General features: G+C 70.4%; 21 protein-coding genes and 1 riboswitch. Of the genes, 7 read left to right on the top strand and 14 right to left on the bottom strand.

The features are described from left to right. The first annotated feature begins 36 nt into the window (after positions 1-36). The 3 genes from E6C72_RS26775 to tenA are packed head-to-tail and all read left to right on the top strand — an operon-like array spanning position 37 to position 2450. Complete coding sequence (locus E6C72_RS26775; protein ID WP_109084378.1) at positions 37-864, top strand: ABC transporter ATP-binding protein; 828 nt, start codon at positions 37-39, stop codon at positions 862-864. After that, complete coding sequence (locus E6C72_RS26770) at positions 851-1702, top strand: ABC transporter permease (protein ID WP_109084377.1); 852 nt, start codon at positions 851-853, stop codon at positions 1700-1702. The genes E6C72_RS26775 and E6C72_RS26770 overlap by 14 nt, the downstream gene beginning before the upstream one ends. A gap of 49 nt (positions 1703-1751) precedes the next feature. After that, positions 1752-2450, top strand: a complete 699-nt coding sequence (tenA, locus tag E6C72_RS26765; protein ID WP_199228682.1) for a thiaminase II — start codon at positions 1752-1754, stop codon at positions 2448-2450. A 22-nt stretch (positions 2451-2472) separates the two neighbouring features. Here tenA and E6C72_RS26760 read toward each other — a convergent pair whose 3' ends face one another. The 3 genes from E6C72_RS26760 to E6C72_RS26750 all read right to left on the bottom strand — a co-directional run bounded on the left by E6C72_RS26760 (position 2473) and on the right by E6C72_RS26750 (position 5858). After that, positions 2473-3051, bottom strand: coding sequence for a manganese efflux pump MntP family protein (locus tag E6C72_RS26760; protein ID WP_109084376.1), 579 nt, complete (start codon positions 3049-3051; stop codon positions 2473-2475). An 84-nt stretch (positions 3052-3135) separates the two neighbouring features. Beyond that, positions 3136-3259: riboswitch (yybP-ykoY riboswitch) on the bottom strand. A gap of 26 nt (positions 3260-3285) precedes the next feature. Further along, positions 3286-4644 carry a guanine deaminase gene (gene guaD / locus E6C72_RS26755; RefSeq protein ID WP_109084375.1) on the bottom strand — a complete coding sequence of 453 codons (1359 nt, stop codon included), beginning with the start codon at positions 4642-4644 and terminating at the stop codon, positions 3286-3288. A 35-nt stretch (positions 4645-4679) separates the two neighbouring features. Further along, positions 4680-5858: a urate hydroxylase PuuD gene (locus E6C72_RS26750; RefSeq protein WP_109084374.1), complete on the bottom strand. Its 1179-nt coding sequence runs from the start codon at positions 5856-5858 to the stop codon at positions 4680-4682. A gap of 260 nt (positions 5859-6118) precedes the next feature. Here E6C72_RS26750 and E6C72_RS26745 point away from each other — a divergent pair, with 260 nt between their 5' ends. The 3 genes from E6C72_RS26745 to E6C72_RS26735 are packed head-to-tail and all read left to right on the top strand — an operon-like array spanning position 6119 to position 11204. Continuing rightward, positions 6119-6868, top strand: a complete 750-nt coding sequence (locus E6C72_RS26745; RefSeq protein WP_109084373.1) for a TetR/AcrR family transcriptional regulator — start codon at positions 6119-6121, stop codon at positions 6866-6868. 6 nt (positions 6869-6874) lie between these two features. After that, positions 6875-8119, top strand: a complete 1245-nt coding sequence (locus tag E6C72_RS26740; RefSeq protein WP_247875500.1) for an efflux RND transporter periplasmic adaptor subunit — start codon at positions 6875-6877, stop codon at positions 8117-8119. A 10-nt stretch (positions 8120-8129) separates the two neighbouring features. After that, on the top strand, positions 8130-11204 hold the full coding sequence (locus E6C72_RS26735) for a multidrug efflux RND transporter permease subunit (RefSeq protein WP_109084372.1): 3075 nt from the start codon (positions 8130-8132) through the stop codon (positions 11202-11204). Between the two features lie 144 nt (positions 11205-11348). Here E6C72_RS26735 and E6C72_RS26730 read toward each other — a convergent pair whose 3' ends face one another. The 10 genes from E6C72_RS26730 to E6C72_RS26685 are packed head-to-tail and all read right to left on the bottom strand — an operon-like array spanning position 11349 to position 21515. Further along, on the bottom strand, positions 11349-11588 hold the full coding sequence (locus E6C72_RS26730; protein ID WP_109084371.1) for a hypothetical protein: 240 nt from the start codon (positions 11586-11588) through the stop codon (positions 11349-11351). Then, a complete protein-coding gene (locus tag E6C72_RS26725) occupies positions 11588-13774 on the bottom strand; it encodes a chemotaxis protein CheA (RefSeq protein ID WP_109084370.1) in 2187 nt (728 codons plus the stop codon). Before E6C72_RS26725 ends, E6C72_RS26730 begins: the two co-directional genes overlap by 1 nt. Continuing rightward, positions 13771-14166: a response regulator gene (locus tag E6C72_RS26720; protein WP_109084369.1), complete on the bottom strand. Its 396-nt coding sequence runs from the start codon at positions 14164-14166 to the stop codon at positions 13771-13773. Before E6C72_RS26720 ends, E6C72_RS26725 begins: the two co-directional genes overlap by 4 nt. Beyond that, complete coding sequence (locus E6C72_RS26715) at positions 14163-15041, bottom strand: protein-glutamate O-methyltransferase CheR (protein WP_109084431.1); 879 nt, start codon at positions 15039-15041, stop codon at positions 14163-14165. The genes E6C72_RS26720 and E6C72_RS26715 overlap by 4 nt, the downstream gene beginning before the upstream one ends. Positions 15042-15043: 2 nt before the next feature. Further along, positions 15044-15679, bottom strand: a complete 636-nt coding sequence (locus E6C72_RS26710) for a HEAT repeat domain-containing protein (protein WP_109084368.1) — start codon at positions 15677-15679, stop codon at positions 15044-15046. Positions 15680-15690: 11 nt separating this feature from the next. After that, positions 15691-16791 carry a chemotaxis-specific protein-glutamate methyltransferase CheB gene (cheB, locus tag E6C72_RS26705; protein WP_247882177.1) on the bottom strand — a complete coding sequence of 367 codons (1101 nt, stop codon included), beginning with the start codon at positions 16789-16791 and terminating at the stop codon, positions 15691-15693. A gap of 19 nt (positions 16792-16810) precedes the next feature. Beyond that, the gene (locus E6C72_RS26700) at positions 16811-18403 is read right to left on the bottom strand and encodes a chemotaxis protein CheW (protein WP_247875499.1); all 1593 of its coding nucleotides are present in this window, start codon (positions 18401-18403) and stop codon (positions 16811-16813) included. Between the two features lie 29 nt (positions 18404-18432). Further along, positions 18433-20409, bottom strand: a complete 1977-nt coding sequence (locus E6C72_RS26695) for a methyl-accepting chemotaxis protein (protein ID WP_109084365.1) — start codon at positions 20407-20409, stop codon at positions 18433-18435. Between the two features lie 40 nt (positions 20410-20449). After that, positions 20450-21094, bottom strand: a complete 645-nt coding sequence (locus E6C72_RS26690) for a chemotaxis protein CheC (protein WP_109084364.1) — start codon at positions 21092-21094, stop codon at positions 20450-20452. A gap of 25 nt (positions 21095-21119) precedes the next feature. Next, a complete protein-coding gene (locus tag E6C72_RS26685; protein ID WP_109084363.1) occupies positions 21120-21515 on the bottom strand; it encodes a response regulator transcription factor in 396 nt (131 codons plus the stop codon). Between the two features lie 172 nt (positions 21516-21687). Here E6C72_RS26685 and E6C72_RS26680 point away from each other — a divergent pair, with 172 nt between their 5' ends. Then, a complete protein-coding gene (locus E6C72_RS26680) occupies positions 21688-25374 on the top strand; it encodes a tetratricopeptide repeat protein (RefSeq protein WP_109084362.1) in 3687 nt (1228 codons plus the stop codon). Here E6C72_RS26680 and E6C72_RS26675 read toward each other — a convergent pair. Then, positions 25346-26137, bottom strand: coding sequence for a MetQ/NlpA family ABC transporter substrate-binding protein (locus E6C72_RS26675; protein WP_109084361.1), 792 nt, complete (start codon positions 26135-26137; stop codon positions 25346-25348). The two genes, E6C72_RS26680 and E6C72_RS26675, sit on opposite strands and share 29 nt — an antisense overlap. Position 26138 lies beyond the last annotated feature (1 nt).

Raw genomic sequence — 26138 nt, 5'->3', positions numbered from 1 at the left:
TGGCGGTTGCGGCGGCTGCCGCCATATTCTGTGCCCATGACCGAGCGACCCATCCCACAGCAGCAGCCAATCGTCCCCGCCATCGCCCCCGCCATCCGGGCCGACGGGCTGACCAAGCGCTTCCCGACCCCGGACGGCCGGGACGTTACGGCGGTCGACGCGATCACCTTCACCGTGCAGCGCGGCAGCGTCACCGGCCTTCTCGGCGGCAACGGCGCGGGCAAGACGACGACCATCTCGATGCTGCTCGGGCTGTTGCTGCCGACGGCCGGGACGGTGGAGATCCTGGGCGTCGACATGGCGCGCCATCGGCATGCCGTGCTTCCGCGCATGAACTTCTCCTCCCCCTACGTCGAGCTGCCCCATCGGCTGACGGTGCGGGAGAACCTTACCGTCTATGCCCACCTCTACGGTTTGACATGCGTCAAAAAGCGCGTCCAAGAATTGGCGGAGCATCTTGACCTGTCGCGTTTTCTGGATCGCCCCTCCGGCGGGCTGTCGGCAGGGCAGAAAACCCGCGTTGCCCTTGCGAAAGCTTTGCTCAACGAGCCCGAGCTTTTGCTGCTGGACGAGCCGACGGCGTCGCTCGACCCCGACACCGCCGACTGGATCCGGACATATCTTGAGCGGTACCGCCTGCGCACCGGCGCCACCATCCTGCTGGCCTCCCACAACATGCTGGAGGTGGAGCGGCTGTGCGACGGCGTGCTGGTGATGCGCCAGGGGCGGATCGTCGACCGCGGCGCGCCGTCGGCCTTGCTTGCTCGCTATGGCCGCCAGACGCTGGAGGAGGTGTTCCTCGACATCGCCCGCGCGTCGGACGACCGCATCCCGACCGGGGAGGCCGCCGATGCCGCCGAGTGACGCCCAGATCCCCCGCGCCATTCCGCGCAACGGCTTCTCGCTGCGCCGGGTCGGCGCCATGGTGCTGCGCTACTGGTATCTGCTGCGCGGGTCCTGGCCACGCATCCTGGAGCTGGCCTATTGGCCGACCATGCAGATGATCCTGTGGGGCTACATCAACCAGTTCATGGCCTCGACCAGCGGCGGCGGCAGCGGCTGGGTGGCGCAGGGGGCCGGCGTGCTGGTCAGCGCGGTGCTGCTGTGGGACGTGCTGTTCCGCGGCCAGCTCGGCGTCTCCATCTCCTTCTTGGAAGAGATGTGGTCACGCAACCTCGGCCATCTGTTCGTCAGCCCCTTGCGCCCCGGCGAATGGGTGACGGCGCTGATGACGATGAGCCTGCTGCGCACCCTGATCGGCGTTCTGCCGGCGGCGGCCTTGGCGATTCCCTTCTTCGGCTATTCGGTCTTCGCGCTGGGCCTGCCGCTCGCCGCCTTCTTCGCCAACCTGATCGTGCTGGGCTGGTCGCTCGGGCTGCTGATCGTGGCGCTGATCCTGCGCTATGGCATGGGGGCGGAGGGGCTGGCCTGGATCGTCGTCTTCATGCTGGCCCCGGTCAGCGCGGTCTATTACCCGGTCTCGGTGCTGCCGGCCTGGCTCCAGCCGGTGGCACTCGCCCTTCCCTCGGCGCATGTGTTCGAGGGCATGCGGGCGCTGGTGTTCGACGGCACCCTGCGCTGGGACCATCTCGCCTGGGCGGTCGGGCTGAACATGCTTTACATGGCGGCCGGCATCGCCGTGTTCCTCCACGCCTTCCATCAGGCGCGGGTGCGCGGCGCGCTGCTGCAAACGGGGGAATAGCGGGTAGAGTGTGCGCCCCGCTTCGTCAGCCAAATCGGAGACAGCCGACATGACCGCGCCCATGCCCCTGGCCACCAGCACCCCCGACCTGTTCGACCGGCTCGTCGCCGGGGCGCGGCCGGACTGGTCGGCCTATGTCGACCACGGCTTCGTGCGCGGGATGGGCGACGGGACGCTGCCGCAGGAGTGTTTCCGGCATTATCTGGTGCAGGATTACCTGTTCCTGATCCATTTCGCCCGTGCCTATGCGCTCGCCATCTACAAGGGCCGCGACCTGCGCGAGATGCGGGCCTCGCTGGCCGGGCTGAAGGCGATCCTCGACGTGGAGATGGACCTGCATGTCGGCCTGTGCGCCGGCTGGGGCCTGTCCGCCGCCGAACTGGAACAGGCGGCGGAATCCAAGGCGACGATGGCCTACACCCGCTATGTGCTGGAGACGGGCTTGCGCGGCGACCTGCTGGACCTGCATGTCGCGCTCAGCCCCTGCGTCATCGGCTATGCCGAGATCGGCCGCCGGCTGGCCGCGCTGCCGGGGGCACTGGACGACTCCAATCCCTACCGGGTCTGGATCGCCGAATATGCCGGCGACGCCTATCAGGAGGTGGCGCGGGCGGCGCGGGAGAATTTGGACCGTCTGGCGGTCGACGGGATGACGGAGGCGCGTTTCCCCCGCTTGGTCACGATCTTCCGGCAGGCCTGCCGGCTGGAGGCGGATTTCTGGGAAATGGGGATGACGCTGGCGGGGTGAGGACGGGAGCCTCGGCGCCCTCTTACCCCAGCGTGTGCTCCAGCAGGATCTTCGCGCCCAGCCCGATCAGCACCACGCCGCCGGCCATCTCGGCCCAGCGCCCCAGATGCGCGCCGGCGGCACGTCCGATCAGCACGCCGCCGAAGGCCACCGCGAAGGTCACCACGCCGATCAGCGCCGAGGTCGTCACCATGTCGACATCGACCAGCGCCAGACCGGCGCCGACGGCGGCGGCGTCGATGCTGGTGGCGACGGCGGTGGTCAGCAGGGCCAGCCATTCGGCACGCACGCTGCGCATCGGGCCGCAATCCTCCTCGCCCTCATCGTCTCCGTCCATGATGGCGTTGCGCAGCATGGCTCCGCCGACGGCCAGCAGCAGGCCGAAGGCGATCCAGTGATCGACCGATTCCACGAGGCTGGCGAAGGCGATGCCAACGCCCCAACCGACCAGCGGCATGGCGAACTGGCAGACGCCGAAGGCGGCGCCGACACGCATCGCTTCCGGCAGACCGGCACGGCGCGAACAGGCACCGCGGCCGAGTGCGGCGGCGAAGCTGTCCATCGAAAGGCTGAAAGCAAGCGCGAGGGACGTGGCGATCATTGGCTATTCCCGGGCCAGACAACACAGTGGAACCGGACGGACTCCGGCTGGCCGCGGAGATGCCCGATCCACTGGTCTCGCCGAGTCGACCCTCCGGTCGCCGTGCGCGCCATGGCGGTAACGGCCGGAGGCCGGAACCATCCAAGTCTGTTGACGCGAACCCCACCGGATCGCTGCCGGCGGGTGGCTACTCCCCAATGACGGCGGAACTCCTACAGGGACTAGGGGTTTGGGTCAAGCTCCTGTTTGCCGCAGGTGCGAATTGCGGCCGCGCAGATAGGTGGCGGCCACCGAGCGGTCGTCACCCAGCGTCACCTGGATGAACAGCTCTTCCTCCAGGTCGCCGTCCACCGCCTTCATGCGATGTCGCATAGCCGGGGTGGCGGCGGGGTCGAGCACGACGAGGTCGGCCCAGCGGCCGGGTTCCAGGCTGCCGATCTCGCCGGCCATGCCCAGCGCCTCGGCGTTTCCGCGGGTCATCCAATGCAAGGCTGCGAGCGCGGGCAGGTTCTGGCGCCGCAGCTGCAACACCTTGTAGGCCTCCGCCGCGGTGCGCAGCATGGAATAGCTGGTGCCGCCGCCGACATCGGTGGCGATGGCGGTGCGCACCGGCCGCTCCGGCTTCGACAGGGCGTCGAGGTCGAACAGGCCACTGCCGATGAACAGGTTGCTGGTCGGGCAGAAGACGGCGACCGACCCGCTGTCCGACAGCCGGCCCATCTCCGCCTCCGACAGATGGATGCAGTGGCCGAACAGCGAGGTCGGCCCCAGCAGCCCGAAACGGTCATAGACGTCGGTGTAGTCGCGGGCGCCGGGGAACAGGCGGCGCACCTCGGCGATCTCGTCGGTGTTCTCCGACAGGTGGGTCTGCATGTGGACGCCGGGATGCTCGCGCAGCAGTGCGCCCGCCGCCTCCAGCTGCGCCTCGGTCGAGGTGATGGCGAAGCGTGGCGTCACGGCGTAGCGCTGCCGCCCCGTCCCGTGCCAGCGGCCGATCAGCGCCTTGCTGTCGCGATAGCTGCTGTCGGCCGTGTCGGTCAGGGCGGCGGGGGCATGGCGGTCCATCATCACCTTGCCGGCGATCAACCCGGCGCCGCGCGCCTCGGCCTCGGCGAACAGGGCGTCGACCGACTGCGGGTGAACCGAGCCATAGACCACCGCCGTCGTCGTGCCGTTGCGCAGCAGCTCGTCCATGAAGAAGGCGGCGTTGGCGGCGGCATGGGCCGGGTTGGCGAAACGCTGCTCCTCGATGAAGGTGTATTTCTCCAGCCAGTCGAGCAGCTGGGCGCCGTAGGAGGCGATGACCTGGGTCTGCGGGAAATGGATGTGGGTGTCGATGAAGCCGGGCAGCACCAGCCTGCCGCTGTGGTCGTCGACCGCCACCCCTTCCGGCAGCCGGCCGCGCAGGGTCGCCCAGTCGCCGACCTCCAGTATCCGCCCGTCGGTCCCGACCAGCAGCAGCCCATCCTCATGATAGGTCAGGCAGTCGAGATCCCCCGGCCCGGCGGGCGCGCGACGGAAGCTGAGCAGGCGCCCACGGATGGCGGCAGAAACGGGGGCGAAGGCTGAAGAGGCGGCGGTCTGGTCGGGCATAGGGTTCCGGTTCGATGGAGCACTGTGAGGGAGGGTTACTTAATGTCCCCGGACCACGCCGCCAACACCGCGCGTTCCTGCGGGGTGATTCCGGTGATGTTGGCGGGAGGCATGGCGCTGCTGTAGCCGGCTTGCAGCCGGATCTGGTCGGCATGGCGGCGGATGCCGTCGCCCTCCAGCACGACGCCGCGCGGCGGGGTGGCGATGCCCTCCCACACCGGCTGGGCGGCGTGGCACATGCTGCACCGGGTGGCGACGATCTCCTCCACCTGATTGAAGCCGACCTTGACCGGAGCCGTGGCGGCATTGGCCGGACCGAAAGTGCTGAGCCAGATGCAGGCCAGCATGCCGGCGGCGGCCACCCCCCAGGTCCACCAGGGCGTCGGCTTGCCGGCATGGCGGCTGTTGAAGAAATGGCGGATCGCCGTACCGACCACCAGAACCAGAGCCACCATCACCCAGTTGTAGCGGGTGGAGCTGACCAGCGGATAATGGTTGGACAGCATCAGGAAGACGACCGGCAGGGTCAGATAGTTGTTGTGCAGCGAGCGCTGCTTCGCCTTCTTGCCCAGCGACGGGTCCGGCGTCTCGCCACGCAGCAGCGCGGCCACGGTCTTGCGCTGGTTGGGGATGATCAGCATGAAGACGTTGCAGGCCATCATCGTCGCCATCAGGGCACCGACCTGCAGCATGGCGCCCCGCCCGCTGAAGATCTTCGTCATGCCCCAGGCGGTCGCCACCAGCATGACGAAGCCGGCGATGGCGAGCGTCCCGTCGTTGCGGCCCAGCGGCGACTTGCACATCAGGTCATAGGCGACCCAGCCCGCCACCAGCGCGCCGGCGCTGATCGCCACCGCCTGCCAGGGGCTGAGCGCCAGCACGTCCTGGTCGATCAGGAACAGGTCGGCACCGCGGTAATACAGCACGCACATCAGGAAGAAGCCGCTGAGCCAGGTCGCGTAGGATTCCCACTTGAACCAGGTCAGCTCCTCCGGCAGCTGCTGCGGCGCGACCATGTATTTGGTCATGTGGTAGAAGCCGCCGCCATGGATCTGCCAGGCGTCGCCCGCCGTCCCGGCCGGCGCCCCCGTCCGCTTGCGCAGCGAGGCGTCGAGATGGATGAAGTAGAAGGACGATCCGATCCAGGCGATGGCGGTGATGACGTGCAGCCACCGCGCCAGGGCGTTGATCCATTCCCACAGGATGGGCTCCATCGCGCGCACGCTCCTTCCGGTCGAGATCGATGGCTTGACTGTAAGGCGAGTGTGCGGGTGCGGAAAACCACTCGTCCATCCCAACAGCTTCAAAAAATGACGAAAGATGGCGGGCTGGTTCCGCGTCCTGTCAGGGGCCGGACAGGAGACCCGCGCCGGCCCCGCCAAACCCATGGACAGAATGACGCACCCAAGCTATACCTCCGCCAGCAAGGTGAGTAAGCACTCACTTATCACAAGCGACTGATCCAGCATCCCCGATGGCCCCCCGCCTCGACAGCCACGCCCGCAAGCGGGCGATCCTCGACGCCGCCTTGCCGCTGTTCGCACGCAAGGGCTTCGCCGCGACCACCACCCGGGAGATCGCCCAGGCCGCCGGCGTGTCGGAAGCGCTGATCTTCAAGCATTTCCCGTCGAAAGCCTCGCTGTACGAAGCGATCTTCCTCAGCTGCATCGATGGCGACCCGGAATATGAACGGCTGGTGGCACTGCCGCCGGGCACCGACACGCTGGTGCAGATCATCCAGGGGCTGGTGCACTATTTCGTGATCGAACTGCCGACCGATCAGAATGAACGTGCCCGCCATCGCCTGTCGATCATCAGCCTGCTGGAGGACGGCGAGTTCATGCGGCAGGTGTTCGAGGGCATCCGCAACCGCTTCCTGCCCTGCGTCGCCTCCTCCATCGAGGCCGCGACCGCCGCCGGCGATCTGGTGGCGGGACCGGTCGATGCGGAAAACGGATTCTGGCTTGCCGAGCATCTGTGCGAGATGATGGCGACCGTCTGCCTGTCCGGCGGAGCCATCGTTCCCTACCCTTGCGGCCGTCCCGACCTTGCGCGCCAGACCATCTGGTTCATCCTGCGAGGGCTCGGCCTGAGCGACACCACCATCGCCGCGCATGAACGCGGCGGGCGCTTTCCCTTCGTACCGCCACCACCGGTGCCGCCTGAGCCGACTTCAGATGGCGGACCCGACAATGACGAACCCACACCCGAGAGACCGGAGTAGCCGATCGTGACCCTGGACCAATCGCCAAAGACCGAGACGTCATTCGGCCACCCGGCGTCCGAGCCGGGCCACGGGACGCCTCCCCCGCCCGCCGCCCCGCCGCCCCGCAAGCCGGTGACGCGCGGACGGCTGACCCTGCGCATCATCATCACGCTCGTGATTCTGGGGCTGCTGGGTGCGGCGCTTTACGGTTTCAACACTTTCCGCGCCAAGGCGATCGCCGACTTCTTCGCCAACAACAAGCCGCCGCCCACCCCGGTGGCGCTGGCCGAGGCGTCGGTGCAGACCATCCCGAAATACCTGTCGGCGATCGGCACGCTCCAGGCGGCGCGTCAGGTGACGGTGGCCCCCGAGGTTGCCGGCCGCGTCGACCGCATCCCCTTCGAATCGGGCACCCGCGTCAAGGCCGGCGACCCGCTGGTGCAGCTGAACGACGCCACCGAACAGGCCGACCTGCTGGCCCAGCGGGCCCAGGCGCGGCTGGCGGAGCTGAACCTGGAGCGCTACCGCGACTTGCGCCGCAGCCAGGCGACGCCGCAGAGCAACGTCGACCAGTATCAGGCGCAGCTCGACGAGATCAACGCGAACATGAAGCGCACCAGCGCGCTGATCGGCCAGAAGCTGATCAAGGCGCCGTTCGACGGCGATCTCGGCATCCGTCAGGTCAATGTCGGCGACTACGTCAATCCCGGCGCCACCATCGTGACGCTGACCGACCTGTCGCAGCTCTACATCAACTTCACCCTGCCGGAGCAGGCGCTGCCGAAGCTGTCGGTCGGCCAGGGCGTGCTGATCAACGTCGACGCCCTGCCCGGCCGCGATTTCGAGGCGAAGATCACCACCATCGAACCGCAGGTCAGCGCCGACACCCGCGCCGTGAAGGTCCAGGCGACCATGGACAACCGCGAACGCCAGCTGCGGCCGGGCATGTTCGCCAATGTCCGCGTCGTCCTGCCGCCGCAGCCCAACACGCTGACCGTTCCGGAAACCGCGGTCGACTACACCGTCTACGGCGACTCCGTCTTCGTCGCGACCCAGCACAAGGGGCAGGACGGCAAGGAGCAGATGGTGGTGGAGCGCAAGGCGGTGAAGGTCGGCGACCGTCTCGCCAACCGGGTGGAAATCCGCAGCGGCCTTAACCCCGGCGACCGCGTCGTGGTGTCCGGCCAGCTTAAGCTCGCCAACGGTGCGGCCGTGGTCCCGGCGGAGGGCAACCCGCTGACCCCGCCGCAGACCCTGCCGCAGAACTGAGGCCGACGCCATGGGCAGTTTCACCGACATCTTCATCCGCCGGCCCGTCCTGTCGCTCGTGGTCAGCCTGCTGCTCCTGCTGGTCGGCGCCCGCGCCCTGCTGGAACTGCCGATCCGGCAGTATCCGCAATTGCAGAACACGGTCATCACCGTGACCACCAGCTATCCCGGCGCCTCGCCGGAGCTGATGCAGGGCTTCATCGCCACGCCGATCGAACAGGCGGTGGCGACGGCGGAGGGGCTCGACTATCTCACCTCCTCCTCCACCCAGGGACAGAGCGTCGTCACCGCCTATGTCAGGCTGAACTTCGACCCCAACGTCGCGATGACCGACGTGATGGCGAAGGTCAATCAGGTCAAATACCAGCTTCCGAAGGAGGCCAACGACCCGATCATCCTGAAATCGACCGGCGAGACGACCTCGATCCTCTATATGGGCTTCTCCAGCCCCGACCTGTCGGGTGCGGCGATCTCCGACTATCTGACCCGCGTGGTGCAGCCGGTGCTGTCAACGGTGGAGGGTGTGGCGCAGGCCAAGATCCTGGGCGGCCAGACCTTCGCCATGCGGCTGTGGCTCGACCCTGCCAAGATGGCGGCGCGCAACATCTCGCCGGCCGACGTGTCGGCGGCCATCGCCGCCAACAACTACCAGTCGGCCCCCGGTCAGGCGAAGGGCGTCTTCGTCGTCTCCAACGTCACCGCCAACACCGGCCTGACCGACGTCGACCAGTTCCGCGACATGGTGGTGAAGGCGAAGGACGGGGCGCTGGTGCGCATGCGCGACATCGCCACGGTCGAACTCAGCTCCAAGAGCTTCGATGCCAGCGTGGCGATGAACGGCCAGCAGGCGATCTTCATCGGCGTCGACGCCACCCCCACCGGCAACCCGCTGAACATCGTCGCCGACATCCGCAAGATGGAGCCGGACCTGCGGCGCAACCTGCCGCCCGGCATGAAGATGGAAATCGTCTATGACAGCACCCGCTTCATCCAGGCATCCATCGACGAGGTGGTGAAGACGCTGGTCGAGGCGGTCGCCATCGTCATCGTCGTCATTTTCCTGTTCCTGGGCTCCTTCCGGTCGGTTCTGATCCCGATCGTCACCATCCCGCTGTCCATCGTCGGCGCCGCCACCTTCATGCTGGCTTTGGGCTTCTCGCTGAACCTGCTGACGCTGCTGGCGATGGTGCTCGCCATCGGCCTCGTGGTCGACGACGCCATCGTGGTGGTGGAGAACATCCACCGGCACATCGAGCATGGAAAATCGGCGGTCGCCGCCTCGCTGATCGGCGCGCGCGAGATCATCGGACCGGTCATCTCGATGACCATCACCCTGGCGGCGGTCTACGCCCCCATCGGCCTGCTGGGCGGCCTGACCGGCGCGCTGTTCCGCGAATTCGCCTTCACGCTCGCCGCATCGGTGATCGTATCGGGCGTGGTGGCGCTGACGCTGTCGCCGATGATGTGCTCCATCATCCTGAAGGAGGGAAAGCCGGGCCGCTTCGCCGCCTTCCTCGACCGCCAGTTCGAGCGGCTGGCCGGATGGTACGAGCGGCGGCTGCACGGCATGCTGGACTATCGTGCCGCGACCCTGCTGTTCGCCGTCGGCATCCTGCTGTCGGTCGGCTACCTGTTCGCCAACACCATGGCGGAACTGGCGCCGGAGGAGGACCAGGGCATCCTGTTCGGCATCTCCAAGGCGCCGCAGTATGCCAACCTCGACTATATCGACAGTTTCGGGAAGCAGATCGACGACACCTTCGCCAGCTTCCCGGAGACCGACACGCGCTTCGTCCTGACCGGCGTGCCGACCCTGAACCAGGGCTTCGCGGGCATGATCCTGAAGCCGTGGGGCGAGCGAGCGCGGTCGGCCAAGCAACTCCAGCCGCTGGCCCAGGCCGAGCTGGGCAAGGTGACCGGCATCAACGTGTTCCTGGTGTCGCCGCCGGCCCTGCCCGGCTCCACCGGCGGCCTGCCGGTACAGATGGTGATCTCCAGCCCCGGCGATTACCGCACCATTTTCGACGCCATCGAGCGGATCAAGGACGCCGCCACCAAAAGCGGCATGTTCATCGTCACCGACACCGACCTGAAATATGACAGCCCGGTCGTCCGGCTGAAGATCGACCGCGCCAAGGCGGCCGACCTCGGCCTGTCGATGAAGTCGGTGGGCGACACGCTGGCGGTGCTGGTCGGCGGCAACTACGTCAACCGCTTCAACCTGAACGGCCGCTCCTACGAGGTCATTCCCCAGGTGCCGCGGGCCGAGCGTCTGACGCCCGAGTCGCTGACCAACTACTACGTCACCTCCGGATCGGGCGCCCAGATCCCACTGTCCACCGTGGTGTCGGTGGAAACGGCGGTGGAGCCCAATGCGCTGAACAAGTACAATCAGCTGCCCTCGGCCACCTTCTCCGCCGTGCCGATGCCGGGCGTCTCCATGGGACAGGTCGTCGACTTCCTGGAGCAGCAGGCGCGCATCCAGTTGCCGGCCGGCTTCAACCACGCCTACCTGTCGGAATCGCGGCAGTTCGTGACGGAGGGCAGCCAGCTGATGGTCACCTTCGCCTTCGCGCTGATCGTGATCTATCTGGTGCTGGCGGCGCAGTTCGAGTCGCTGCGCGACCCGCTGGTGATCCTGGTGTCGGTGCCGATGTCGATCTGCGGGGCGCTGCTGCCGCTGTTCTTCGGCGCCGCCACCATGAACATCTACACCCAGGTCGGTCTGGTGACGCTGATCGGCCTGATCTCCAAGCACGGCATCCTGCTGGTGGAGTTCGCCCGCGAGATGCAGCTCAACGAGGGGGTCGACCGCCGCACCGCGATCGAGCATGCCGCCCGCGTCCGCCTGCGTCCGATCCTGATGACCACCGCGGCGATGGTGGTCGGCCTGCTGCCGCTGCTGACCGCGGCGGGCGCCGGTGCGGCCAGCCGCTTCTCCATCGGTCTGGTCATCGTGTCCGGCATGCTGATCGGCACGCTGTTCACGCTGTTCGTCCTGCCGGCGGTCTACACCCTGCTGGCCAAGGACCATTACGCCGCCTCGCGCTCCGGCCGGGCGGAGCAGCTGCGCAGCATGACCTGACGCGCCGTCGGGCACCCTCAGACAGAACGGGCTCCTTCCGACCGGGAGGGGCCCGTTTTCGTTCAGGGGCACGGCCGGTTGCTGCGGCCGCGTGAATCGAATCAAAGGCGGAACTGACGGCCCGGAACGGGATGTCCGCGACGATCACTCCACTCGCAGCACCGCTCCCGCCCACCGGGCCAGAAACGCATCCGCCGGCCCCGCCGCCAGCACCGGCCTTGCCGCCAGCAGCAGTTGCAGCAGTGCCGTGTGCAGATCGGTGCAGGCGGACAGGTCGATGCGGGGGGCCACCGTCGCCTCCAGCCATTCGGCGAGCGGCAGGGCATCCTCCACCGTGCAGGCGGCCTCGAAGCGGGCAAGGTCGGCGTCATAGCGGATCGGCATCACAACAGCTCCCGCAGATCGAGCACCAGGATCAGCCGGCCATCGCCCAGCACCGCCGTGCCGGCATAGCCGCGCAAGCCCCGCAGAACCCCGCTCATCGGGCGCAGCACCACGTCGGCGCGCTCGCCGACATCGTCCACCGCCACGGCGACCGGCCCGTCGCCCAGTTCGGCCAGAACCACGCAGTCGGCCTCGCGCCCGCGCCCGTCATCGGGCTGGCCCAGCAGGCGGCGCAGACGCACCAGCGGCACCACCCGGTCGCGCAGCACGACGCTTTCCGCCCGCTTCACCGCGCGGATTTCGGTCCGCGCCACCCGCTGGACACCGCCGACCACCGCCACCGGAATGCCGTAGAGCGATCCCGCCGCCTCCACCACCACGACGCGGGTGATGCTGAGCGTCAGCGGCAACGCCAGCCGCACGCGGGTACCGCTGCCGGGAGTCGAGGCGATCTCGACCCGGCCGCCGGCCCGTTCCACCGCCGCGCGCACCGCATCCATGCCGACGCCGCGGCCGGACAGGTCGGACACGCTGCCGGCGGTGCTGAATCCGGGGGCGAAGACCAGCCGCACCGCGTCGGCATCGGTCAGGGCAGCGGCGGCCTCCGGCTCCAGCAGCCCCTTGGCGACGGCGGCGCGGCGCATGGCGGCGGGGTCGATGCCGGCGCCGTCGTCCGACACCTCCACCACCACGCCGCCCTTGTCCTGGAAGGCGCGGAGCCGCAGCGTCCCGCCCGGCGGCTTGCCGGCGGCGGTCCGCCGCTCCGGCGACTCGATGCCATGGTCCAGCGCGTTGCGCACCAGATGCAGCAGCGGCTCGCCCAGCACGTCGAGGATGTCCTTGTCGGCCTCCGTCTCCGCCCCCTCCAGCACCAGCTCGACCGTCTTGTCCAGCCGGCGGGCGGTGTCGCGGACCAGCCGGGGCAGCGGATCGAAAACGCGGGCCAGCGGCAGCAGGCGCAGCCGCAGCGCGGCATGGCGCAGGTCGCCGACCAGACCGTCCAGCCGGGCGGAGAATCCCTTCAGGTCGCGGGCGAGGTCGCCGTCTCCGGCGCGGCGGACCAGCGGCCCCAGCTGTCCCTTCACCACCGACAGTTCGCCGACCAGCGCCATCAGCGCGTCCATCCGCTCCGGCTCCACCCGCAGGGCGCGGCGCGACGCCCAGGAGGCGGTGGAAGCGACGGGGCGCGGTTCGGCGACCGGCTGCCTTTCCGCCGGTCCATCCACAAGGAAGCGGCGCAGCGTCCCGCCATCGATGCAGGCGGCCTCAACGGCGCCACGCTCCATCGGGCGTCCCAGCGCCGTCAGGATCGCGGCGACCGCACGGGCGACGGCGGCGCCGCGGGCCTGCCGCTCGGCGGTGCCGCCGGGCAGATCGAGGATGCGCGCCTGCTCGGCCAGCATGGCCGCCGCCAGCGAGTCCGGCGCCGCGGCGGAAGGCGATGCCACGACAGGGGCCAGCACGACGCTGCCGATCCGCACCTGATCGGGCACGCTGCGGAAGGCCGGCGTCACCGCCTCCATCCCGGCACCGCTCAGCGCGTGGAAGCGCAGGATGCAGCGGTAGGGGTCCATCTGCGCCAGGGGTGGCAGCGGCTCCACCGGCTCGATCCGCAGCAGCCGCAGGTCGGGCACCCGGCGGAACAGCGCCAGCGGGTCGTCACCGGTGAAGAAGCACTCCGGGTCGGGAGTGTAGTCGATGGCGGTCAGCGCGCCATCGCCCACGGCAGTGCGCTCCGCGTCCGTCAACGCCGCCGCCCAGGGAAAAGCGTCCGCCGCCCTGCCATCGACGGCGGCATCCCCGCCCGCCGGTTCACCCGACAGCCCGCGCACCAGCGTCCCCGCCGCTTGCCCGGCATCGCCGGGCAGCGCGCCGGCCTCCTCCAGCGCCGCCACCCAGCGGGCGCACTGGTCGAGCGCGCGGAACAACCGGTCGGCCAGCTCGGGGGTCATGGCGCGCCGGCCGTCGCGCAGCAGCGACAGCGTGTCCTCCCCGGCATGGACCAGCCGGGTGAAGGGCGCCATGTCGAACAGGGCGCTCGCCCCCTTCAGCGTGTGGAAGGCGCGGAACAGCTCGTCCACCGAGGCGCGGTCGGCGGGATCGCGCTCCAGCGCCAGCAGGGCGGCGCCGGCGGTCTCAAGCAGCTCCTGCGCCTCGACGACGAACTGGTCGAACAGCTCGCTCATGGCCTGCCCTCCGCATCGAGAGGACGGCCGGTCAGCAGCCGCGCCGCCTCCACCAGCACCTCCGGGCGCGGCGGCTTGACGATATACCAGTTGGCGCCGGCCAGCAGTGCCTGGTCGCGGTCGCTGTCCTTCGATTCGGTGCTGATCATGATGGCCGGCACGTCGCGCAGGCTCGGGTCGCGCCGCAGCACGCGCAGCATGGTGTAGCCGTCCATCTTGCGCATGTTGACGTCGACGATCACCAGATCGGGCGGGGTGGCCATGGCGCGTTCCAGCCCTTCGATGCCGTTCACCGCCTCGTCCACCACGAAGCCGTCGGCCTCCAGCACGCGGCGGCTGAAGGCGCGCACGGTCACGGCGTCGTCCACCACCAGCACACGCGGCCCGCTCATGCTCCACCTCCATCCACCGGCTTCTGGTAGAGGATGGCGTCGGGGAAGCGGCGCGGAACGAACAGCGAGGACATGCGGCTCATGCTTTCCGAATGGCCGAGACAGACGAAGCCGCCCGGCGCCAGGGCATCGTGGAACATGCTCGCCGCCTCCCGTCGGCCCAGATCGTCGAAATAGATCAGCAGGTTGCGGCAGAAGATCACGTCGATCCCGCGAAAAGCCCGCACCTGCTGCGGGTCGACGATGTTGACCAGCGAGAAATCGACCGAGTCCCGCAGATCCTCGACGATCCGCCAGCGCGGCCCGCCGGCCTCGGCCGGTCCGCGCTGGGGCTGGAAATATTTGGCGCGCAGATGGGCCGGCAGCCCCTGCAAAGCGCGCTCGTCATAGATGCCCTCGCGCGCGCGGTCCAGCACGGCGCTGTCGATGTCCGACGCCAGCAGCTCGATCTCGTAATCGTCCACACGCCGCCAGTTTTCCAGCAGCATGATGGCGATGGAATAGGGCTCCTCCCCGGTGGCGCAACCGGCCGACCAGATGCGCAGACGCGCCCCCTTCGGCCGCCCCCGCACAAGCTCGTCGAGGACGGAGTTCACCAGGCAGTCGAACTGGTACTTCTCGCGGAAGAAATAGGTCTCGTTCACCGTCATCAGGTTGACGAGCCGCTGAAGCTCCTCCCCCGACGCCTGGAAGCGCAGCAGATTCATGTAGGTGCGCAGGTCCGCGGCCCCGACCGCCTGCATGCGGGCGGCGACGCGGCGGTCGACGAAATAGCGCTTGGCCTCGGTGAAGGACAGGCCGGTGCGGTCCCGCAGGAATCCGCAGAGCGTCGCATACTCCTCCGGGGACAGGGCTTGCGGTTCGGTGTCGCTCACCGTCACCCGCCACGAAAACTGGAACGGGCGGTATCGACGGCAAACGCGACGAAAGCATCCTCGGGAAAGCGGCGGGCCAGCGTCTCCAGGCTGGACAGCGCTTCCGGGCTGCCGGCCTCGGCCAGGGCCTCCACGGCGGCGAGGCAGACATTGACGTCGGCGTCACGCTCCATCACCCGGGCCAGCCAGTCGGCCCGGCTGGCATGGAGGAGGCTGCCCAGCCCCTGCACCGCGAAGATGCGCAGGTCGGCGTCGCCATGGTCGAGCAGCGGCAGCAACGCCGGGGCGGCGACCTCGGCCGGCATCTGTTGCAGGCTTTCCAGCGCCGCGTTGCGCAGAGCCGCGTCCTCGCGGTCGAGGAAGGGGACCAGGGCCGCCGCCGCATCCGATGTGGCGATGCGGGCGAGCGCCGTCAGGATGGACTCGCGCACGCCGGCATCCCCCTCCGCCTGAAGCCGGCGGGCCAATGCCGCCTCCGCTCCCGGCGACGGCGCATGACCGAGCGCATGGGCGACATCGCGGCGCATCGCGATGTCGGCATCCTCCAGCGCGGCCAGCGGATCGCGCGCAGCCCCGGTCCCGGCCGGGGGGCCGGCCTGAGCGGCGTCCGGAGCGGCCTTTTTCTTCACCAGTCCCATGGCGTCACTCCCTAGTCCGTGCCGATACGCCGCGCGACGGGCAGCAGCCAGCGGGTCAGCTGGCCGGCGATCCGGTCCGACGGCAGAACGACGCCGGCCCCACCGCGCCGGATCAGCTCCTGCGGCATGCCGAAGACGACGGCGCTGTCCTCCGACTCGGCGATGGTGCGACCGCCGCGGGCATGGAGGTCGGCCATCGACGCCGCCCCGTCACTGCCCATGCCGGTCAGCAGGACGCCCACCAACCGGTCGGGCGGCAGCAGCCGCAGGGCGCTGGTCACCAGCCGGTCGGCATTGGGGTGCCAGGGCCGGTCGGGGGATGCCGGCACGCAGACCGCCTGAAGCCGTCCGCCGCGCCGCGCCAGCTCCACGTCGGCGCCGCCGCGGGCGATGCCGACCATGCCCGGCTCCAGCGCCGTCGCCCGTTCCACCTCCACCACCCGCAGCGCGCACAGCTCGTCCAGCCGGCGCGCCAGCGTCGCGGTGAAGGCGGCCGGCATATGCTGGGCCACCACCACCGGCCAGGGGAAACCGGCGGGCAGCAGCGGCAGGATGTCCTCCAGCGTGCCGGGACCGCCGGTCGACACGCCGACCAGCACCACCCCCCCGCCGTCATCGCCCGCGGCCGCCACTGACGATGCCGCCGCCGGCGCCGGCGCGACGAAATCCTCCCCGGCGATGCGGGCGCGGGCCAGCCGCAGCCGTTCGCGCAGACCGTGGACACGGCGCGGGCGGGAGGATGCGGCGGCGCGCACCGTCTCTACCAGTTCCTCGCCGATGCGGCCGATGGAGCCGGCGGACGGCTTCTGCACCGCCTCCACCGCTCCCAGCCGCAACGCCTCGAGCGTCTCCTCCGCCCCCGCCGCGGTAAGGGCGGAAACCATAACGACCGGCTTGGGATGCTCCACCATGATGCGGGCAAGGCAGGCCAGACCGTCCATGCCCGGCATGGTGACGTCCAGCGTCACCACATCCGGGTCGAGCACCGGCAGGCGCACCAGCGCCTCCTCCCCCGTCGCGGCGGTCTCCACCCGGAAGCCGGCATCAGTCAACAGATCCGCGATGCGCCGGCGCATCAACGCGGAATCGTCCACCACCAGAACCGTCAGCACGCCGCCCCCCATCCAACACTCATTGCGGGGCAAGACGCAGATCGGCCAGCCGGTCCATGTCGAGCAGGCTGTCCGCGTCCATCAGCAGGATCATGCGGGCGCGGGCGCCGTTCCTGCTCCCGCCGTCCTTGCTGCCGTCATCGAGCGTGGCGACCCGGCGGATCAGCCGGCGCTGCGCCGCCGACACCGCCGGAGCCGGACCGATCCGCCCGGCCGGGACGGTCAGCAAGCCGGACAGCCCGTCGACCAGCAGCCCGACCAGCAGCCCGTCGCGCCCGACCACCACCACCCGCCCGCGCTCCGGCCCGGAGGCGGGGTTGGTGGCGGCGGCCGGCAGGTTCAGCAGCCGGCGCTGGTCGATCAGCGGCAAAACCTCGCCGCGCAGGCTCAGGACACCGGCGACGAAGTCGGGAGCATTGGGCAGCGGCGTGATGGCATCGGGCCGGCGCAGCACCTCGCGCACGGCGGAGACCGGCAAACCGTACTCCGCACCGGCGAGGCGGAAGACGACGAAGCGTTCCCCGCCGCCATTCTCCTCCGCAGGCCGCGCCGGCTCCATCCCGCTTCCCTCTCCGCCCGAATCGCCGCCGATCGCAGCACCATGGCGGAACAGCCGCTCCGCCGACAGCACAGACACCAGCCGCCGGACAGCGCCACTTCCGCCATCCGCCCGGGCGATGCCGTCCAGATCCTCGAACTCCGGCTCGCGGGCCAGCAGTGGCGGCACCGGGTCGATCAGCGCCGGGTCGAGCCGCAGGATCTCGCGCACCTCGTCGACCAGCACCCCGACCGGCGCCTGCCCGCCCCCCGCTGTCCCAAGCCCCGCCCGCACCACGACGACGCGGCGCCCGGCCGCCTGTTCGCCGGCCGCATCCAGCCCGAACAGGGCGCGCAACCCCACCAGCGGCAGCAGCCGGTCGCGCACCGCCATCACCCCCAGCAGATGCGCCTTGGCCCGCGCCATGCGGGCGACCTCGCGCGGGGCCGGCAGGACCTCGCGCACCCGGTCCACCGGCAGGGCGAATTCCTGCCCGGCGACCCCGAACACCAGCAGGGCCTGCCGGTCGAACCCGTCGGCCGACGCCGTATTCCCGTCCGGCGCCGCTGCGAACCCGGCCGGCGCCGACGCGGTGCCCCGGTCCGTCCGCTCCGTTTCTGCGCCATCGCCGAATTGGCGGTCGATCAGCACGTCCAGCTTCAGGATGGTGGCCGGGCCGTCGCGCAGCAGACCGTCCAGCAGGACGGGATCGAGCCCCCCCTCCTCCTGCGTCACCGGGTCGATGCGGTCGGGGGCGGTACGCAGGATGCCGGCCATGGCGTCGACCCGCAGCCCGACCGGCTGGCCGCGATGCCCGACCAGCACCACCCGCGTCTCCCGCGTGGCCGGGACATCACCCGGCCGGCCCGACACCCTGGTCCCCAGCGCCGTCCCAAGGTCCAGCACCGGCACCGCCTCGCCATGCCACTGGGCCAACCCGTCCAGGCCGGGCGGCCCCAGCGGGATGCGCACCAGCTCCGGCAGCCGGATCACCGCGCGGACCGCCGCCAGCGGCAGGGCGAGGCGCAGATCGCCGACCGCCACCGTAACGAAGGCGAGGGCGCCGTCGGCCACGGCGGCCGCATCCCCCCCGGCCACGGCGGTCAAACCGCGCCCAGCAGGCTGTCTGCCATCGCCGCGATCTCCTCGATCGCCGACGCCAGCTCCTCGGCCCCCTTCGCCTGCTCACGTGCCGCCTTCGCCGCTTCGGAACCGGCGAGGTTCGCGGCGGCGGCGGCGGCGGCGACCTGTTCCACCCCGACGCGGGTCTCACGCAGGGCGGTGGTGGTCTCGGTGGCGGCGTCCAGGATCTCGCGGCTGCCGGCGGTGACCACCCGCAGCTCCTGCGCCCCGGCGGTCAATGTGACGCCGAAGGCGCGGTGGCGGGCGATCTCCGTCACCGCCGTCGCCGACACCTCCTCGACGTCGCGGCGCACCCGAAGCATCTGGTCCTGAATGTCGCGGACGATGTCCTTCACCCGCTCCGCACTGTCGGCGCTGTCGCCGGCCAGCTTGCGGATGTCGCCGCTGACCACGGTGAAGCCGCGGCCGAATTCCCCCGCCCGCGCCGCCTCGATCGAGCCGCTGACCGCCAGCATGCCGGTCTGGATGGCGACGGTGGCGATGGCATCGACCACCTTGTCGATGCGCCGGCCGATGCGCTCCAGCGCGTCCAGCCGCTCACCGGCCCGGCGGGAGGCGTCCACCGCCTCCAGCATGCCGTCGGCCAGCCGGCCGATGGTCTCGCGCGTTTCGCCCAGCAGCCCTTCCATCGCGGTGCAGCGCTCCACCGACTCGCCGGCACGCCCGGCGGCCAGCGTCGCCGCCGCGTCGATCTCGGCAATCGCCGAGGCCAGCTGGTGGGTGGCGGCACTCTGCGACTGCGCCCCGCCCGAGATCTGGCCGATGGCGGTCATGATCTGGGCCGCGCCCCGGTTGATCTCCTCGATGGCGGCCGACAGCTCCTCCGCTGCGGAGGCCAGCTCGTCGGCGGTGGCGGCGAGGTCGGCGGTGCCCTCCAGTTCCTCGGCCAGTTCGGACAGCTGGCCGGCGGCGCGCTGGCTCTGGGCCAGGGCGACGGCCTGCTCGCCCGCCGTCCTCAGCGCCTCCTCGGCGGCGGCGGACTGCTCCTCGGCACTGGCGGCGATCGTCTCGGCCCCGCGCAGGGCCTCCCGCGCCGCCTGATCGGCCTCGACGGCGGCACGGATCGTCTCCTGCGCGCCCTGGACAATGGTCGTCATGTCCGACCGGACGCCTTCCAGCTGCTGGACGATCCGACGCCCGCGCTCCACCTCCGCCTTGGCGGCATCGGACGAGGCGACGATCCCGGTGGCGATGGCGGCCACCGCCTGCTGGATTTCGCCGACCATCGCCTGGATGTCGTTGGCGCTCCGCTCCGACCGTTCGGCCAGCGCCTGCACCTCGTCGGCGACGACGGCGAAGCCCTTCCCCGCCTCGCCGGCCCGCGCCGCCTCGATGGCGGCGTTCAATGCCAGGAGGTTGGTCTGGTCGGCGATGGCGGCGACGCTCTGCACGATGGCGCCGATCTCCCGCGCCTGGGCCTCCAGATCGCGGACCAGCCGGACCGAGGCCTCCTGCCGCTCGGCGGCGCGGACGATGCCGTCGATGGAGGACAGGATCTGGCCGCTGACATCCTTCAGCGTCGCCTGCAGCGCCTCGACCCGCAGCACCGCCTGTTCCGCCGTGTTGCGCGAGCGGGTCAGCAGTTCGGACGCGCGGCCGATCATGCGCTGGCTTTGCTGGGTGGCGCCGGCCGACTGTTCGGCACCGGCGGCGATCTGGTCCATCGCCCGGCGCAGCTCCTCCGCCGCGGTGGCCGCCTGGGTGACGCCGCTCGCCAGTTCGGTGGAGGCGGCGGCGATGCCGCTGGCGGCTTGGCGGCGGCGCGAATCGGTGCGCGCCCGACGGCGCTGCGGCGCGCTCGGCGTCGCGGCGGCAGGGGCCGGGGTGGGGGGTGTCGTGGCGGCGGCTTCGGCCACGGACCGTTCAGGACCCTCGTCGCCGGGTCTGGTCCGGGCGGTGCGCGCCGTGTCGATCCTGGTCTTCTTGATGAGTGCCATGGTCCTTCCCCGCCCTTCCAGCCGGTTCTTCTTGTTGTCGTTACGCGACCAGCCGCCCGATATAGCGGCCCAGCGTCGCCTGCAAAGCCCCGGCGGAGCCGGCGTCGAGCAGCAGGACCACACGCCCGCCAACCTCGACCCCATCCCCGCCCCCGTCCCCTTCGGACAGGTTGGTGCGCAGGTCGATGTGGAACAGCACGGCGGCACCCTCCGCGGTCGGAACCGTGCCCGAACAGCCCCGCAGGATCTCGTCCGCAGTGCCGCGGAACACCGCCGGCAGCCCGGTCTCGACCGGCTCGCCCAGCAGGTTGGCGACCAGCGCCAGCGCGCTGTTCAGCACGACGTTGCCCAGTTCCGCCAGCACCTCGTCCTCCAGCGCCGGCGCGTCTTCGGCCGCAACGTCGGGGGGCAGGGCGGCACCAACCAGGGGCAGGCTGCCGGCCTGGGGAAAGACCAGCAGGGCACATCCCGCGAACAGGCCGTCCAGCTTTTCCGAGATGCCGACAAGCGGCGGCGTCAGCGCACGGTCCAGCAGCGCGGCCACCGCGTCCGGCGGCACCGTCTCCACCGTCGGGACCGACAGGGTCACCAGCCCGCCCAGCATGCGGCCGAGCGCAGTCGCCGCCCGGCCGATGCCGATGTTGCCCAGTTCGGCCAGCGCGTCGCGTTCCAGATCGCTCAGCATGGCCTGTTCCCGTGATTGGGGGCGCTCACTCCGGCGCGGCCTGGGTGGCGCGGCGCGGCGGCAGGGCGGTGGAGTTCAGGAAGCGGACGACCTGCTCCTCCTCCAGCGGCTTGGGCATGAAGGCGGCACCGACCGCGCGGATGCCAGACACCACCGCGTCCTGGGCATTGGCGGTGATGATGGCGATGTGGACGTTCGGATGGCTGCCGCGCAGCTTGGCGGCGGTGTCCACGCCATTGTCGCCGGGCATGTTGTAATCGATGATCGCAACATCGACCGGCGTGTCCTGCAACGTCCTGAAGAGTTCGTCGCCGTTCGCAGCCTCGACCACCGTCCAGTCCGGCTTGCTGCGCAAGACCATTGCCCGCACATGCATGCGCGAAAGCTTGCTGTCGTCAACGATGATTGCGGTCTTACCCAAGATATACGCCTTTTGGATGGAGATCGGTCAAAGAAGCCGAATTGAGCAAAAGTATACAGATTGAAGAGCGCCATACCAGTCCTCTTAATTGCTTGTGAGATTTTGCCGGGGCGCAATCTGGCGAACTCATGCTATCGAGACGGTGCGTCTCCTCCGATCCGGCCACCGTCCCATGCCGCCCTCCGCCGCATCTGCCCAACTGGCCGCCCGATTGGCCGTCCTGCTGCGCGAGGCGCTGGCCCACCACCGCGCCGGCGATCTGGAGGGGGCGGAGCGCGCCTACCGCGCCATGCTGGCGGCCGACGGAGCGAATGCCGACGCCCTGCACCTGCTGGGGGTTCTGCATCACCAGCGCGGCCTGGATGCCGAGGCCGTCCGCCTGATCGGGCAGGCCATCGCCCGGCGACCGGGCATGGCGGAACAGCACGCCAACCTCGGCCTTGCCCTCCACGCCCTGGGCCGGCTGGCGGAGGCCGAGGCGGAATACCGCCGGGCGCTCGCCCTGCGCGAAGCCTATGCGGAGGCGCACAACAGCCTGGGCAGCGCGCTCCAGGAGCAGGACCGGCTGGCGGAGGCCGCCATCCATTACCGCCGCGCACTGGATCTCGACGGCGGCTATGCCGAGGCCTGGGCCAATCTCGGCACGCTTTTGCGGGCGCAGGACGACTATGCGGAGGCGGAAGCGGCTCTGCGGCATGCCCTGCGGCTCGACCCCGGCCATGCCACCGCCATGACCAACCTCGGCGTCGTGCTGAAGGAGACCGGCCGCGCCGCCGAGGCCGAGGCCACGCATCTTGAAGCCCTGCGGCTCGACCCCGGCGATGCCGAGACGATGGTGAACCTCGCCCTGCTGCGCGAGGCACAGGGCCGCGGCGAGGAGGCTGAGTCGCTCTACGCCAAGGCGCTGATCCACGCCCCCGGCTTCGCGCTGGCCCGCTGGAATCTCGCTCTCCGGCTGCTCGGCCGCGGTCGGCTGGCGGAGGGTTGGAACGAGTATGAGGCCCGTTTCGCCTCGCGCCGGGTGTCGGCCGGGCGCAGCTTCGCCCTTCCGGTCTGGGACGGCAGGCCCGGCCGGCGCCTGCTGGTCTGGCGCGAGCAGGGGCTGGGCGACGAACTGATGTTCGGCACCGCGCTGCCCGACCTCTCCGCGCGCTTCGGGCCGGAGATGCTGGTGGTCGAGGTCGATCCGCGCCTGACCGGGCTGGTCGGCCGCGCCCTGCCGGGTGTCACGGTGCGGGCGCAGACGGCGGACCCTGCCGATGCCAATCCCGGCGACGCCGACGCCCATCTGCCGATGGGATCGCTGCCCCGCCTGCTGCGCCCGACCCTGGCCGATTTCCCCGCCCGGCCGTCCTGGCTGGCCCCCGATGCCATGCTGCTGGCGGAGTGGCGCGAGCGGCTGACGGCGCTGGGGCCCGGCCTGCGCGTCGGCATCTGCTGGGGCAGCCAGAATATGCTGGGGGAGCGCAAGGCCTCCTACACCGCGCTGGCCGACTGGGCGCCACTGCTGACCCTGCCCGGCCTGCTCGCGGTCACGCTGCAGTATGACGGGCGCGAGGCGGAAATCGCCGCGACCGAAGAGCGACTCGGTGTCAGAATCCACCGCTGGCCCGGCACCGACCTGAAGAACGATCTGGAGGGTGTGGCGGCGTTGATCGCCAACCTCGACCTCGTGGTGACGGTGGCGAGTTCGGTGGGCGAGATGGCGGGAGCCTTGGGCGTGCCGGTCTGGCGCTTCGGCCCGGCCGGCGACTGGACGGCGCTCGGCAGCGGCGTGCGGCCCTGGTTCCCCTCCATGCGGCTGTGGAGCGCAATTCCCGGCGAGAGGCTGGCGGACCTGTTGTCCCGTGTCGCAGGCGAATTGCGCCGGCTGATCCCCGCATTGCCTAGCGACGAGTGGCTGGCCGAAGCGCGCGACCTGCACGAGTCCGGCCGCTGGCCGGAAGCGGAAAAGGCTTACCAACGCATCCTCGACCAGAGCGGCGAAATGCCGGCTGCGCTGGAGGGCTATGCCCAGCTCGGCCATCAGGCCGGCCGTCCCGACATCGCCGCCGCCCTGCTGAGCCGCGCCATCGCGGTGGAGCCGACCGCCGACCGCCACAAGCGCCGCGCCCAGGCCCATCAGGAGATGGGTGCCCTGGCCGACGCCGAGGCCGATTGGCTGGCCACCGCCACGCTGGCGCCCGACGATGTCGAGGCGCTCGGCAATCTCGGCGCCCTGCGCCTGTCCCGCGGGGCGGCGCTTGAGGCGGCGGAGGCGACCGGCGCTGCCTTGCGGCTCGCCCCCTTCCATGCCGGGCTGTGGGCGAATGCCGGGCTGGCGCGGCAGGGGGTGGGCGACACCGGGCAACCCTTCCTCCGGCGGGCACTCGCCCTCGACCCGGCACTGACGGAGGCCTGGACCGCCCTGTCGGCGGAAGCCCTGCGCCATCCCGACCATGCCGCCGAGGCGGAGCGCACGGCCAGCCGCGCTCTGCGCCTGCGACCCGGCGACCCGGCGGCCGTCAGCAATCTGGGTCTCTCCGCGCTGGCGCTCGACCGGCCGGCCGAGGCGGTGGCGCATCTGCGCAGTGCGCTCCGGAGCCGTCCCGGTGATCTCGGCACGCTGGGCAACCTCGCTTTGGCGCTGGAACGGGCGGGCGACGGCACAGCCGCCGGACTGGCCTGGTGGCGGGTGATCCTGTTCGCGCCCGGAACCGGTGCCGGCTGGGCCGGGCTGGCCGATCTGCGGCAGCGGCAGGGCCGGCTAGACGCCGCGCTGAAGGGCTGGGGCCGCGCCCTGGCTCTGGAACCCGAACGGGCGGAGTGGCGCTACAATCAAGGCAACGCCCTGCATGCCGCCGGCCGGCCGGCCGAAGCCGATGCGGCCTATCGCCGGGCGGTGGAGGATGACCCGACCCTGACGCTCGCGGCCTTCAACCGCGGTTATGCGGCGCTGGCACGGGGAGAGCTTGCCACCGGCTGGACCGGGCTGGAGGCCCGCTTCGCCGCAGGCCGGGCCCTGCCCGACCGGCGCTTCCGCATGCCCGCCTGGAACGGCGGCGATCTGACCGGGCGGACGGTGCTGGTCTGGCGCGAACAGGGGGTGGGGGACGAGCTGATGCACAGCGCCTGCTTCCCCGACCTGATCGCACGTGCCAACCGGGTCATCATCGAATGCGAGCCGCGATTGGCGGGTCTGTTCGCGCGCTCCTTCCCGCAGGCGACGGTGCGCGGAGCGACGGCGGATCCGGTGGATGCCGATTGCCACGTACCCGCCGGGTCGCTGCCCCTGCGGCTGGGCTGGGGGCTGGGGGGCTTCGCGAAGCGGGGCGGATGGCTGTGCGCGGACGACGCGGCGGTGGAACGGTGGCGGGGATGGGTGGGTGACGACGATCACCGCCTCACCATCGGCCTGTGCTGGCGCAGCGGCCTGCGCGGCGCCTTGCGCGACGCCAACTATGCCCCCCTGACCGATTGGGCGCCGATCCTCACCCTGCCCGGCCTGCGTCTGATCAACCTGCAATATGACGAGTGCGAAGCCGAACTCGCCGACGCCGAACGGCGTTTCGGCATCGCGATCCACCGCCCGCCGATCGACCTTAAGAACGACCTCGACGGTGCGGCGGCCCTGACGGCGGCGCTGGACCTCGTGGTCTCCGCCGGAACGTCCGTGGCGGAAATGGCAGGCGCGCTGGGGGTGCCGGTCTGGCGGATCGGGCCGGCGGGGGACTGGACGGCGCTCGGCACCGGCTGCCGGCCCTGGTATCCGTCGATGCGGCTGTTCGGGCCGCGACCGGGCGGGACGCTCGGCGACGCGCTGGACGCCGCCGGGCGTGCCCTTGCAGATCTCAGAATGCCGGAACCACGGCGCTCTTGAACTTGGTGAGGATGAACTCCTTCACCTCGGGGCTGTTGTAGGCCTTCACCAGCTTGGCAACCCAGGGCTTGTCCTTGTCGGCCTTGCGGACGGCGATGACGTTGGCATAGGGGCTGTCGGCCGACTCGCGCGCGATGGCGTCCTTGACCGGGTCGATGCCGGCCTCCAGCGCGAAGTTGGTGTTGATGGCGGCGGCGGTCACGTCGTCCAGCGAGCGCGGCAGCTGGGCAGCGTCCAGCTCGACGATCTCCAGCTTCTTCGGGTTCTCGACGATGTCGATCGGCGAGGCCTTCAGGGTGCCGCCGTCCTTCAGCTTGATCAATCCCTTGGCCTGAAGCAGCAGCAGGACGCGGCCGCCGTTGGTCGGGTCGTTGGGGATGGCGAACTTGGCCCCCGTCGGCAGCTCTTCCAGGCTCTTCACCTTCTTGGAATAGATGCCGATCGGATAGACCACCGTCTTGCCGACGCTGACCAGATCGAAGCCGCGGTCCTTCACCTGGTTGTCCAGATAGGGCTGGTGCTGGAAGCTGTTGGCGTCGAGGTCACCGCCGGCCAGCGCCTGGTTCGGAATGACATAGTCGGTGAATTCCAGGATCTGGATGTCCAGCCCGTCCTTGGCGGCGATGGGCTTCACCGCTTCCAGGATCTGGGCATGCGGACCGGCGGTGACGCCGACCTTGATGGTCTCGGCGGAAGCACCGAAGGCGATGGCCATGGTGGCGGCGCCGGCCAGCAGGGAAGCCAGCGAACGGAAGCGCAGCATC

This window comes from Azospirillum sp. TSH100, from assembly GCF_004923295.1.
In the GTDB taxonomy this organism is placed as follows: Bacteria; Pseudomonadota; Alphaproteobacteria; order Azospirillales; family Azospirillaceae; genus Azospirillum.
The sequence above is the reverse complement of the archived record's forward strand: the minus strand, read 5'-3'. Positions and strand labels throughout refer to the sequence as shown.

Coding starts and splice junctions, on each gene's coding strand:
- E6C72_RS26775 (WP_109084378.1), top strand. CDS start 37: ATGACCGAGCGACCCATCCCACAGCAGCAGCCAATCGTCCCCGCCATC.
- E6C72_RS26770 (WP_109084377.1), top strand. CDS start 851: ATGCCGCCGAGTGACGCCCAGATCCCCCGCGCCATTCCGCGCAACGGC.
- tenA (WP_199228682.1), top strand. CDS start 1,752: ATGACCGCGCCCATGCCCCTGGCCACCAGCACCCCCGACCTGTTCGAC.
- E6C72_RS26760 (WP_109084376.1), bottom strand. CDS start 3,051: ATGATCGCCACGTCCCTCGCGCTTGCTTTCAGCCTTTCGATGGACAGC.
- guaD (WP_109084375.1), bottom strand. CDS start 4,644: ATGCCCGACCAGACCGCCGCCTCTTCAGCCTTCGCCCCCGTTTCTGCC.
- E6C72_RS26750 (WP_109084374.1), bottom strand. CDS start 5,858: ATGGAGCCCATCCTGTGGGAATGGATCAACGCCCTGGCGCGGTGGCTG.
- E6C72_RS26745 (WP_109084373.1), top strand. CDS start 6,119: ATGGCCCCCCGCCTCGACAGCCACGCCCGCAAGCGGGCGATCCTCGAC.
- E6C72_RS26735 (WP_109084372.1), top strand. CDS start 8,130: ATGGGCAGTTTCACCGACATCTTCATCCGCCGGCCCGTCCTGTCGCTC.
- E6C72_RS26730 (WP_109084371.1), bottom strand. CDS start 11,588: ATGCCGATCCGCTATGACGCCGACCTTGCCCGCTTCGAGGCCGCCTGC.
- E6C72_RS26725 (WP_109084370.1), bottom strand. CDS start 13,774: ATGAGCGAGCTGTTCGACCAGTTCGTCGTCGAGGCGCAGGAGCTGCTT.
- E6C72_RS26720 (WP_109084369.1), bottom strand. CDS start 14,166: ATGAGCGGGCCGCGTGTGCTGGTGGTGGACGACGCCGTGACCGTGCGC.
- E6C72_RS26710 (WP_109084368.1), bottom strand. CDS start 15,679: ATGGGACTGGTGAAGAAAAAGGCCGCTCCGGACGCCGCTCAGGCCGGC.
- E6C72_RS26695 (WP_109084365.1), bottom strand. CDS start 20,409: ATGGCACTCATCAAGAAGACCAGGATCGACACGGCGCGCACCGCCCGG.
- E6C72_RS26690 (WP_109084364.1), bottom strand. CDS start 21,094: ATGCTGAGCGATCTGGAACGCGACGCGCTGGCCGAACTGGGCAACATC.
- E6C72_RS26680 (WP_109084362.1), top strand. CDS start 21,688: ATGCCGCCCTCCGCCGCATCTGCCCAACTGGCCGCCCGATTGGCCGTC.
- E6C72_RS26675 (WP_109084361.1), bottom strand. CDS start 26,137: ATGCTGCGCTTCCGTTCGCTGGCTTCCCTGCTGGCCGGCGCCGCCACC.